We start from the raw sequence: 12,638 nt of genomic DNA on the forward strand, positions 1-12,638 counted from the left end.
AAAAACGTCCGAATATATCGGGCGTTTTTTAATTTCTTCATTAATTATGAACCGTTTCTTTTTCATTTAATCCAAGCGTACGACCTGTAGAAGTGTGAAGGTCTTGGAACAATCTTGGATTTTCAGTTAGTGAAATGCCATAAGAAGGAATCATTTCTTTTATTTTTTCTTCCCATTCTATCATGCGGCTTGGGAAACATTTTTCTAATACTTCAAGCATGACGTGAACGGCAGTAGAGGCACCTGGTGAAGCACCTAGTAATGCAGCGATTGAGCCGTCAGCTGCACTGACAACTTCTGTACCGAATTGAAGTGTACCTTTACCGCCAGCATCAGTATCTTTAATTACTTGCACACGTTGCCCAGCAACTACAATATCCCAATCTTCACTTTTCGCGTTCGGAATGAATTCGCGTAATTCTTCCATACGTTTTTCGTGTGATAACATAACTTGTTGAATTAAGTATTTTGTTAATCCCATTTCTTTTACACCAGCTGCTAACATCGTTAAGACGTTATTCGGTTTTACAGAACCAATTAAGTCAAGGTTTGAGCCAGTTTTTAAGAATTTAGGTGAGAACCCTGCGAACGGTCCAAATAGTAAAGCTTTTTTATTGTCTATATATCTCGTATCAAGGTGAGGTACAGACATTGGCGGAGCGCCAACTTTAGCTTTACCGTATACTTTCGCATGATGTTGCTCTACAACTTTTTGATTTTTACATACCATAAATAGTCCACTTACAGGGAATCCACCGATATGTTTTGATTCAGGAATGCCAGTCTTTTGTAGTAGAGGTAGACTACCACCACCGCCGCCAATAAAGACGAATTTTGCTGTATGATGTTCAATTTTACCACTATTCATATCGTGTACTTTTACTTCCCACAAACCATTCTTCGTGCGTTTAATATTTTCGACACTATGTTTGTAGTTTAGCTCGACATTTTTCGCTTTTAAGTAATCAAACAACATTCGTGTTAATGCACCGAAGTTAACATCTGTTCCAGAGTCAATTTTTGTTGCAGCCATCGGTTCATTAGATGTACGTCCTTCCATAATGAGTGGAAGCCATTTTTTTAATGTTTCAGGAGCATCGGAAAATTCCATTCCTTGAAACAGTGGATTTTTTGAAAGCGCTTCAAAACGTTTTTTTAGAAACTCAACATTTTTGTCACCTTGTACTAAACTCATATGAGGTAGAGGCATAATGAAATCTTGTGGATTACGAATTAGTTTGCTTTTTACAAGATATGCCCAAAATTGTCTTGAAAGCTGGAATTGCTCATTCACTTTTACAGCCTTACTAATATCTATAGATCCGTCAGATTTTTCGGAAGTATAGTTCAGTTCGCAAAGCGCAGAATGCCCTGTACCTGCATTATTCCATTCGTTAGAGCTTTCTTCCCCGGCACTTGCGAGTTTTTCAAAAACTTTAATTTCCCATTCAGGTGCTAATTCTTTTAGTAATGAGCCTAACGTTGCACTCATAATTCCTGCACCAATTAAGATAACGTCTGTTTTTTGCTGCATGTTGCTCATGATAATCTCTCCATCCCCTATATTGGCAAAAAAGAGTAGGTGTTTTCTATGTCTAAGCCGTAAAAGAGAAACACCGCCTAGGCCCCACCTAGGTGTATACCTTTTTTGTCTCAATTATATAACCATCTCATACTCTATTATAATAATTAATAGACTAAAATATCTAGTGTTATCTGATAATTTTAAAATATTTAACGCTTTATTTGCCAAAATTCTTATTTAACAAGCACTTTTCAGTTAATGAATAGAAAAAAATTACAGTTTGAAATTATCTCGAAAAAGCTTACGTATCCAAAAGTGGGTAGAAAGGATACCTTTTTATGGGACTTTTTGCTCCGCTTATTGTATGATTATTCTGAAATTTAAAAGGAGGGATGCACATGCGTACACAAGAACAAATCGCAAACTTATTTCGAAATTTTTCAATAAAAGAATGTAAAGGGTCAAGTGACTTATATGAATACGTAGCAATAAAAATAGCTGAAGATGAGGAAGTACTTACACTATCTTCCTACGCTCAAGCAGGTCAACCAGTCCCAAACTTATTATTAGGTGCAGTACATTATTTATTGCTAGCAGGGAAAGAACATCATCTAAAAACGTATTATAGTAGCTTAGTTGAACATGCCAATACGAATTTAGATCAAGCTTTTGATCATTTTAAAGATTTCTGTAAAATGTACAGAGAAGAAATTATTAATTTATTACAAACGAAACTCGTTCAAACGAACGAAGTAAGACGATGTGCGTACTTATATCCAAGTTTCAGTTACATATTTAATAAAGTGAATAAACCGTTAGCGTTAATAGAAATTGGTACAAGTTCTGGATTACAACTATTTTGGGACCAATATAGCTATTCGTACGGTACAGGTGAAACATACGGAAATATAAATTCGAATGTACATTTAACTTCTGAAATAAGAGGGGAGAATGTGCCTCATTTATTAAAAGAAAGTCCACCTGTCGTAGAAAGAATCGGACTAGATTTACATGTGAATGATTTACATAGTGACGAAGATTATTTATGGCTACGTGCACTCATTTGGCCAGAACATAAAGAAAGACTAGAAACGTTTGACCAAGCAGCAACTTTAGTAAAAAATGAGTCTGTCAAATTAATAGAAGGAAATGGTGTAGAACTATTACCATCTATTATTGAACAAATAAATGATGATGCGGTTATCTGTATTTTCCATACACACGTCGCAAATCAAATACCTGAACAAGTAAAACGTAAGCTAGAAAAACAAATCCAAGAAATCGGTGCAAAGCGTGATGTATTCCATCTTTATAACAACATGTGGGACCGGGACTTTCATATTGATTATTATATTAACGGCAACGAATATCGTGAAACGGTTGGAGAAACGGAAGGGCATGGAAGATGGTTTAGTTGGAAGCTTGGAGATAGGACTTTATGCTAAAGTAAACCTGATAATTATGGTTATTATCACCAATATTCGTAATGAAAACAGTTGATGGAAGGCAATCCACCAACTGTTTCTTCATTTTATTAAAAACTTCCTAGTATCAAAAAAGAACTCACCGGTGAATTAGCTATTGAACTAATTCAAGAAATTATAACTTCAAACGGAAAAACCAAAGGAAAGTAAATATTTAAAATGAATATATAATACATGCGAAAAAGAGCGCAATTGGATGGGGGGCTTTCAAATGCATATGGACGAACGAATGAATTTGCAGGTAACTAGTCAGGCTCTTCAAGTAATGAATAACGGAATTGCTGTTATAAGTCATGATGGAATCATCACATATAGCAACAAACTATTCTGTATCATGTTACATAAAAAAGACAATGAAATAGTAGGTGAGCATATATCAACGATTATTCCTGATCGTAAAAAGCTACTCGTGAATCAAAATGATAGTTTGTATAGGTATGAATATAGGAGTGGCAACCAAGTTTTAACTGTGAATGAGTCCCGTGTATATCAGAATGAGACAGAATACGGATCAATTATCATTCTGGAAAGCAAAGGTAAAAGTATACAGTCTTTAGAAAGTGCCATAAGTCGATATGAAAGTGCCTTAAATTTACTGTCTGAGTGCATTCTAGGGGTAAATGAACAAGGAATTGTCAATTTTTTAAGTGGCTCGTATGCTCAATTTTTAGGAATTAATGATCCGAAGGAAGCGATTGGAAAGCATTGTACGGAGGTTGTTGAGAATACGAGGATGCATATTATTGTAAAGACGGGGCGGATGGAAATTGGGCATATCCAGCGTATAAGTAATCGGAATATAATCGCAACGCGCATACCTATTATTAAAGAAGGAAAGATTATTGGAGCAATTGGTAAAATTATGTTTCATGATATACAGCAATTTAAAGCTTTAGGAGATCAAATTAGTGAAATGGAATCAAAGTTATCATACTATCAAACTGAATTACAGCGGCTGCAAGAAGGGCGGCTTTCCTTTCAAAGCATTATAGGTGAGAGTGCAAAAATGAAAGAAGTCAAAATGATGGCTTTGAAGGTTTCTAAAAGTCGGTCTACTGTTTTGATAAGAGGAGAAAGTGGTACAGGAAAGGAACTCTTTGCTCATGCGGTACACCGTGCAAGTCCGCGTGCTAGTGATACATTCATTCGATTAAATTGTGCTGCGATTCCGATGAATCTTTTGGAGGCTGAATTGTTTGGATACGAAGAAGGGGCTTTTACAGGAGCGAAAAAAGGCGGTAAGCCTGGGAAGATTGAGTTAGCCGATAAGGGAACGTTGTTTTTAGATGAAATCGGTGATATGTCTTTGGACATGCAGGTGAAGTTGCTTCGTGTATTGCAAGAGAAAGAGATTGAACGAATTGGAGGTACCAAAATTCAAAAGATTGATGTTCGTTTCATTGCGGCGACACATCGAAATCTCCGTGAAATGGTGCAAAGAGGGGAGTTCAGGGAGGATTTATATTATAGGCTGAATGTGTTTGAGATTGGTATTCCACCGTTACGAGAGAGAAAAGAAGATATGATGCATATAACGGAATTTTTAATTAAGAAATTGAATGGTGAGTTAGGTAGTAACGTTATTTCATTAGATGAGAGAGTGAGAGATATATTCATGGAGCATGATTGGCCAGGGAATATTAGGGAGCTAGAGAATGTGTTAGAACGAGCGATGAATGTTATAGAAGGGATGATTATTCAAGTGCATCATCTTCCTGCCTATTTAAGGAAAAAAGATTTGGAAGAAACGTTATACCATGAAATATTTACTTTGGACCAGGAGAAGCATGAGATGAGTTATTTACTGCAGGCAGAAGTAGAGTCTGCTGAAAAACGTGCGATTACGAGAGCTTTGGAAAAAACAGTTGGAAATGTAAAAGAGGCAGCCGAACTTTTAGGAATTCATCGGGCCAGCTTATATCGAAAAATAGAAAAATACGAAATGTCATAAAGGAATGTAAAGGGCAAACAGGCCCTTTTTTTGTTTGTGGCAATAAACACTGTCTATTTTTTGCGACATTTTCTTATAGATGCGACATGGTTGCTAATGTTTGTAGCGCAAATGCGACATGTGAGGTTAGAAAAGTAAGGGAGATTACGAAGGAATAAGGAAATAGGGAATGAGTAGCTTTTGGCATGTTTCTTGCTATGTAAATAAAAAGGACTTTAGCAGGAAGGGGATGGAATGCAATGCTGGAAAATCATAGCTTACCGCATATTATTATGCAAAGTATCGAAAAAACACCAAATAAAGTGTATTTACAATTTGAAGAACAAAGGGTTACGTATGAGGAGCTATATCATCGAATTACAAGAGCCATAGCGGGATTTTGTGAACTCGGTATTCAAAAAGGAGACAAAGTTTGTATTATGCTTCATAACACTCCTGAATATCTGGATGTATGGTTTGCTTTATCTTTTATGGAAGCAATTGCGGTGCCTCTGAATGTGCATTTAAAAGGAGAAGGTTTGCAGTATATTGTATCTCACTCTGATTGTAAGTTAATTATCGTTGATAAGGAATTTATTCCTCAAATTGTCTCTTGTTTGTCATTTATACATATGGACATTCAAATTGTTACTTACGGAAAGAATGAAAGCGCAGTCATTGCGGGTGATGGTAAAGAGCGGTTAGTAATCGAATTAAAAGATGTACTAAATACAAATAATCATCACCTTCCAACTGTATTTGTTTCCTCTACTTCTATTAACAGTATCCTTTATACTTCTGGAACGACTGGATTACCTAAAGGAGTCATGTTAAGTCATGCTGCCTATGTAAATTCTGCGCAGTCATTTGCCAACTATATGGTTGGCGCAAGGTCAACAGATGTCTTATTTACAGCGCTTCCGTTATTTCATATAAATGCCCAGGCCCATACAGTACTCGGATCCATTTCTTCCAATGCGACGATTGCTCTAGGTAAGCGGTTTAGTGCTTCTAAATTTTGGGATGAAATTCGCAGTCATGGCGCAACCATTTTTAATTCTTTAGGATCTATAATTCCTATTCTCTGCAAGCAGCCAGAAAAAGAAGACGATAATGACAATTTAGTAAGGATAACGGCTTGTGCTGCTACTCCTAAGGAATTTTGGAAGCCTTTTGAGGAGAGATTTGGTGTACGGATTGTGGAAGGCTACGGATTAACGGAAACAACGGGTTTTTGTGTAACGAATCCATTGCATGCCAATAAGCCGCCTTCTATAGGAAAACCATATTCTTACGTAGAGACGAAGATTGTCAATGAGGATGGAAATGAAGCACCGACCGGTGAAATTGGAGAGATTTTCATTCGCTCATTACAGGGACAAGCATTCATGGAAGGTTATTATAAAATGCTTGATAAAACAGAGGAGGCGATGAGGGAGGGATGGTTCCATACAGGAGATCGCGGTTATCTAGATGAGGAAGGTTACTTATATTTTAGTGATCGAATCAAACAGTGTATCCGGAGGCGCGGGGAAAATATCTCCTCTTGGGAAATCGAAAAAGTTGTGAATAATCATCCGAAAGTACTTGAATCCGCGGCCATCGGTGTCCCTTCAGAAGTGGGAGAAGAGGATGTCAAATTATATGTGATAGTAAAGAAAGATGAAACGATGTCCCACGAAGAGGTTATAGATTGGTGTCAAGAACGTATGGCTTACTTTATGGTACCTCGATATGTTCAGTTCAGTGAAACTTTCCCAAAAACTGCGACGGAACGGATTCAAAAGTTCAAGCTGCAGGAGGAAGGAATCGGCAGTGCTTGGGATCGCGAACAGGTCGGTTATGTAATTAAAAGAACGAGTTGATGTGATGACTTTACTTTATTACATTTTGGAAAGAGGGGATTGGATTGGAAAATAAACGGGTTGTTACATGGTCCAAAGAAAATGGAATCGCAAGGATTATCATTGATAATCCTCCAGTGAATGTACTAAGTGGTGCTGTGATAGGACAACTGACGGTAGTGGTCGATGAAATTGAAAGGGATGATGAAGTAATTGTTGTACTTCTAACTGGCGCTGGAGAAAAGGCCTTCGTTGCAGGAGGGGACATTAAGTCGTTTCCGGAATGGATTGGGAAAGGGATTGAATATGCGGAGGGAAAATCATTGTGGCTTCAGAATCCGTTAAATAAAATAGAAAGATTGCCGAAGCCTGTAATTGCTGCTATTAACGGATTAGCCCTTGGGGGCGGGTGTGAATTAGCTTTATCGTGTGATTTACGGATTATTGAAGAACACGCCCAAATCGGGCTTCCAGAAGTGAAATTAGGTTTGTTTCCAGGTGCGGGAGGAACACAACGTTTGCCTCGATTAATAGGAACTGCAAGTGCGAAGGAAATGATGTTTACTGGTGAACCACTCACTGCTGAAGTAGCATGGCGAGTTGGTTTGGTAAATCATGTTGTTCCGCGTGGCAAATCGCTGAATAAGGCGAAGGAATTAGCTGTGAAGATGGCTCGATTCTCTCTTCCTGCATTATCTTTGATGAAGCAATCTATCGATAAGGGGCTATCTTCTTCTCTTGAGGAAGGACTAAAAATAGAAGCTGAAAATTTCGGACATGTGTTTCAAACGAGTGATGTAAGAGAGGGAGTGGAGGCCTTTATAGAAAAGAGGGCACCAATCTTTCATCATAAATAAAAAGCTATAACTATAATATGCCAAAAAGTAATGCCTGCCTCTGGCAGGCATTACCACAATATATACAAACAGAAAAGGATACAAAGTTAAAAAATCCATATTATTGAGGGGGATGGGGGTTATGGATTTATTGATTGTATTGTTATCGCTTGGCTTGCTTATTTTTGTGGCTTACCGAGGATTCTCAGTCATTTTATTCGCTCCGTTATGTGCGTTGCTCGCTGTGTTTTTAACAGAACCGGCGAATGTTTTACCATTCTTTTCTAATGTTTTTATGGCGAAGATGGTCGGATTCATAAAATTATATTTTCCTGTATTTTTGCTTGGAGCGATATTTGGTAAAGTGGTAGAAATCACTGGAATAGCAGAAAAAATCGCGAAAATTATTATCCGTTTTATAGGCGTGAAAAGAGCAATTCTTTCCATCGTATTAATGGGAGCGATTCTTACATACAGTGGTGTCAGTTTATTTGTCGCAGTATTTGCTATTTATCCATTTGCGGCGCAATTATTTCGCGAGGCGGATATTCCGAAACGTCTCATTCCAGCAACAATCGCATTCAGTGCATTTACGTTTTCGATGGATTCACTTCCTGGATCGCCTCAAATCCAAAATGTTATTCCAACTACGTTCTTTAAAACAGATATTTATGCCGCTCCTACATTAGGAATTATAGGAGCACTGTTTATCTTTATATGTGGCATGTTGTATTTGGAAAGATGTAGGAAGAAGGCTGCTGCAAAGGGAGAGGGGTACTTCGGAAAAGGTGGTGCTACTTCTGAGATGGCTGCTACAACTAGCACGCAATTGGTGCAAAATCCGATTGCTTCCAGCGATGTAATTCCAGCTAGTTACTGGATAGCATTTCTCCCGCTTGTACTGGTTGGAGTGATGAATAAAGTCTTTACAGAATTCATTCCGGTTTGGTATACAAAGGGATTTGATTTTGCATCCATAGGTTTGAAGGAGTACGGAACAATTGATATGGGACAAGTCGTGGGGATTTGGTCAGTGGAAATGGCACTTCTTATCGGAATATTATCTGCTATATTATTAAACTTCCAAGCGGTAAAAGAACATTTTCAATCAATTACAAGCGTTGGTGTGAGTGGTTCAATCTTAGCAGCTATGAACACTGCAGCCGAGTATGGATTTGGTGCCGTTATAGCAGCTTTACCTGGATTTATCATGATTCAAAACTATTTAACGGGGACTTTCTCAAATCCTTTAATTAGTGGAGCAGTCATGACGAATATATTGTGCGGGCTGACGGGATCAGGCTCGGGTGGAATGAGTATTACATTAGGTTTAATGGCAGAAAAATATATTGAAGCGGCAGCGAACTTTGATATTCCGTTAGATGTGCTGCATCGTGTAATTGCTATGGCGGCAGGAGGTATGGATACTTTACCTCATAACGGAGCAGTAATAACTTTACTTGCAGTTACAGGATTAACGCACCGGGAAGCTTATAAAGAGATTTTTGGTATTACAATAATTAAGACACTTGCCGTATTTTTCATTGTTGGAGTGTATATGACGTTTTCTATTGTATAGTAGGAAGATTGATTGTCTGCAATAAATAACGCAGCCATCAATTTAAAATTATGAATAATGGTAAATAGAAAAAGCCATAATTCCGTGAAATGATGGCTAAGAGACAAAGGCAATACTACTAGTAGTATTGCCTTTTATTTAGTTAAATATATGTACGTAATATCTCTCCAGACAATCCATCAATCTCACAAACTTTCTCAGATGTAAAACCGACATTTAGTAAAATTTTGCGCGAAGGGATGTTGTTTGGATCAATAATTGCTTTTAGTACGTTTACATCTGTCTGTTTTACTAAATTCATTAACTCTTGTGCAACCATACTACCATATGTTTTTCCCCAATGTTCGGGTAAAAACATATATCCAATTTCAGCTTCTTTTTCATTCTCCTCACTCAACGTAATGTGGCCAAGTCCAATATATTCATTTGTAATAAAGTCAAATACTTTATAAGAACCGAATAGTTGATGTTTTTCATTACGATTTATCAACTTTTTAAAGTCAGTTTGTGCTTCTTCTAACGGAATGGCACGTTCAGTAATTTGTGCCATCACTTTTTCATTGAAACGAGTTGAAAATATACATCGAAATTTGTTGCTTCAAATTTATTAAAATATAGTTTTTGCATAGTATTCCTCCAAACTAAAATTTTAATTGTTTTTCAGAAAAGATTGTCTTTAACATTATTACTTACACTATCATAACCGTTGTTTTCAGTAAAACACGCTCCATCTAATGTAAGATTACCTGAATCTTGTAATGTTTTAAAAGTTCATTTGTACGATCTTTACTAAAGTCGTAACATGTCATATGTGTATTTCTGGTTATATTGAGGATAGATTCGTTTTCTATATTTTTTATTAATTGTAAGAAAACTATTAAGTTTGAAGAGGGGGATTGAACGTTTATAGGAGATATGGAAAGTTATAATATATAGAATTAGAAATGAGAATTTGATAGTATTAGAATAAAGAGTTTTAATAGCAGTATATTAAATGGTATAAATATACTGCTGCGAATTCTTCCATAAAATCCTTTGATTTGATGGGAGAATTCGATAGAATTCAAAAAAATATAACGGAGGTTAATATGAAAAAAGTAATTGGTGCAGCAACAGCAACTGTTTTTGGATTGGGTGCATTTACTACAACTGCTACCGCAGAAACGATCGTAACAGCAGATGTACTCAACGTACGTGAAAAACCGACTACGGAATCAAAAGTCGTCGAAAAGGTAAAAAATGGGCAAGAGTTAAAAGTCATCAATACCGAAGAGGGTTGGTCAAAAATTGAGTTGAATGGTAAAGAAGTATTTGTAAGCTCGGAGTTTACAAAAGATATTTACCATGTAACAGCAGACTTGTTAAATGTACGTTCTGAATCAAACACAGAATCAAAAATTCTTGGCAGACTAAAAAAAGATGATGTAATTGAATCAACGCATCAAGTAAAAGATGGATGGCTGCAATTTGAGTATAAAGGAAAAACAGCTTATGCAAATGTTTCTTTCTTATCAAGTACAGCACCAATTGAAAAAAAGGCCGATGAGAAATCGAAGCAAGTAGCGAAAGTACAAAAAGCGGTTAAAGCTAAGGAAGAAGCTACAACACAGAAGATAACAAAGGCAAAAGAAACAATTAAACCTAAGGAAGAAGTGAAGAAGTAGTAAAACCTAAGGAAGAAGTAAAAGTCCAAGAAGAAGCAAAGCCTAAGGAAGAAGTAAAAGTCCAAGAACAAGAAGTAGTAAAACCTAAGGAAGAAGTGAAAGTCCAAGAAGTAGTAAAACCTAAGGAAGAAGTAAAAGTCCAAGAAGTAGTAAAACCTAAGGAAGAAGTGAAAGTCCAAGAAGAAGCAAAAGCACGAGAAATAGCAAAAGCTAAGGAAGAGGCAAAAGCCCAAGAAATAGCGAAAGCTAAGGAAGAGGCAAAAGCCCAAGAAATAGCGGAAGCTAAGGAAGAAGCAAAAGCCCAAGAAATAGCGAAAGCTAAAGAAGAAGCAAAAGCCCAAGAAATAGCGAAAGCTAAGGAAGAAGCAAAAGCACGAGAAATAGCCAAGGCTAAGGAAGAAGCGAAAGCACGAGAAATAGCCAAGGCCAAGGAAGAAGCAAAAGCACAAGAGATAGCCAAAGCTAAGGAAGAAGCAAGAGAACGAGAAGCAATAAAGGCAAAAGAAGAGTCTAAAAATAACACACAGTCCGCTAAACGTGAATTAACGGTCGTAGCGACAGCATATACTGCTGATCCAAGTGAAAATGGTACATATGGTGGACGCGTTTTAACTGCGATGGGGCATGATTTAACGGCTAATCCGAATATGAGAATTATCGCAGTTGATCCGAAAGTAATCCCATTAGGATCTAAAGTATGGGTAGAAGGTTATGGAGAAGCAATTGCTGGTGATACGGGAAGTGCAATTAAAGGTAATCGCATTGATGTTTTAATGGGTTCAAAAAGTAAGGCTATGAATTGGGGAAGACAAACAGTTAAAGTGAAAATTTTATAATTTATATAGTTTTCTAGATAGAAGTCAGTTCTCTTTATTGAGGCTGGCTTTTATTTTTTGAGTTAGTGAAATTCATTGCTAAATTTGAATTGAAAATTAAGTTCAATATGGAACTTATAGCGTGTTTATTAATTGAAAATATATCAAAAGCGAGAGGAGTTGAATGTTTATTTAAATGAGCTTGAGGTGTGAAAATGAAATTCATTTAGCAGGGAATGGAGAAAAGAATCGGCTCCATTTGCAGGCACTAAGACTCCCACCTAAAAATTTGACTGGAGCAGAGAAGTTAGGTGGAAGCCCTGCTGTCTGTAAAAGCCCGATTGCTGAGGGCTAATAATCAGTGTGGAATGAACAAAACCCCCACTGATTAAAGTTTGACTTTCTTTAAACTGAGAAATGGGTACCATAACGGCGGTTAGTTTTAAAGAATACTGTTATTAGTTTAATTTGAAAATGGTTAATTCTAAGGCGTTTATACCATCATCACAGGTTATAATATTATCACTTCCAATATTTGTTAGACTAATTGTTGAATTGGCTGGAACTGACAAAATCAATTGACCAGTAAGTTGATTACAAGTTATACTCACTGGAGCTAAAATTAAAATACCAAAACTTCCCTGAGCGTTTGGTATTGGATTATTATTTAAGAGTATAGAAATGCCAGCCGCGTAAGGAAATGTAGTAATCAAACTTGAATCAATTGAAGCAATGAAAGACACTTGATAAATACCAGCTTGTGTGATGCTAATTGTAGTAGGGTTTAATAAAGAAACGCCCCCTGCAATTGGTCCACTCTGGTTAAAAGAAAAAAGTCCTCCAATAGGAATGTTAATAAAGTCTGATTGCCAAAAATTACCGAAAGCTAATGAGATTGTCCCAGTAGAGCCAGTGGGACCAGTGGGACCAGTAGAACCAGTAGAACCAGTAGGACCAGTAG

7 protein-coding genes and 2 pseudogenes are annotated in these 12,638 nt (G+C 36.9%); 6 read left to right on the forward strand and 3 right to left on the reverse strand.

The features are described 5' to 3' along the window. Nucleotides 1–40 precede the first annotated feature (40 nt). Complete coding sequence (locus DN390_RS26995; protein ID WP_147808976.1) at nt 41–1,543, reverse strand: malate:quinone oxidoreductase; 1,503 nt, start codon at nt 1,541–1,543, stop codon at nt 41–43. 380 nt (nt 1,544–1,923) lie between these two features. Between DN390_RS26995 and DN390_RS27000 the strand changes: the two genes are divergently transcribed. The 5 genes from DN390_RS27000 (at nt 1,924) to DN390_RS27020 (ending at nt 9,198) form a co-directional block, all read left to right on the forward strand. Beyond that, nucleotides 1,924–2,970, forward strand: a complete 1,047-nt coding sequence (locus DN390_RS27000; RefSeq protein WP_147808977.1) for a DUF2332 domain-containing protein — start codon at nt 1,924–1,926, stop codon at nt 2,968–2,970. 250 nt (nt 2,971–3,220) lie between these two features. Further along, entirely contained in the window at nt 3,221–4,960 is a 1,740-nt protein-coding gene (locus DN390_RS27005; protein WP_147808978.1) for a sigma 54-interacting transcriptional regulator, read from the forward strand. A gap of 239 nt (nt 4,961–5,199) precedes the next feature. Further along, nucleotides 5,200–6,804: an ATP-dependent acyl-CoA ligase gene (locus tag DN390_RS27010; protein WP_147808979.1), complete on the forward strand. Its 1,605-nt coding sequence runs from the start codon at nt 5,200–5,202 to the stop codon at nt 6,802–6,804. 44 nt (nt 6,805–6,848) lie between these two features. Then, nucleotides 6,849–7,640: an enoyl-CoA hydratase gene (locus tag DN390_RS27015; RefSeq protein WP_147808980.1), complete on the forward strand. Its 792-nt coding sequence runs from the start codon at nt 6,849–6,851 to the stop codon at nt 7,638–7,640. Nucleotides 7,641–7,761: 121 nt separating this feature from the next. Next, entirely contained in the window at nt 7,762–9,198 is a 1,437-nt protein-coding gene (locus DN390_RS27020; RefSeq protein WP_147808981.1) for a GntP family permease, read from the forward strand. A gap of 142 nt (nt 9,199–9,340) precedes the next feature. On the opposite strand, the pseudogene DN390_RS27025 reads toward DN390_RS27020, so the two are convergent. Beyond that, nucleotides 9,341–9,825: pseudogene (locus DN390_RS27025) on the reverse strand (GNAT family N-acetyltransferase). Nucleotides 9,826–10,286: 461 nt separating this feature from the next. Between DN390_RS27025 and entB the strand changes: the two are divergent. Beyond that, nucleotides 10,287–11,698: pseudogene (entB, locus tag DN390_RS27030) on the forward strand (cell wall-binding protein EntB). A gap of 437 nt (nt 11,699–12,135) precedes the next feature. Here entB and DN390_RS27035 read toward each other — a convergent pair. Continuing rightward, nucleotides 12,136–12,638 (reverse strand): BclA C-terminal domain-containing protein (locus DN390_RS27035; protein ID WP_147808982.1); only part of this gene is annotated, 503 nt, incomplete at its 5' end.

The sequence above is a fragment of the Bacillus sp. SH7-1 genome (assembly GCF_008042405.1).
Classification (GTDB): Bacteria; Bacillota; Bacilli; order Bacillales; family Bacillaceae_G; genus Bacillus_A; species Bacillus_A thuringiensis_N.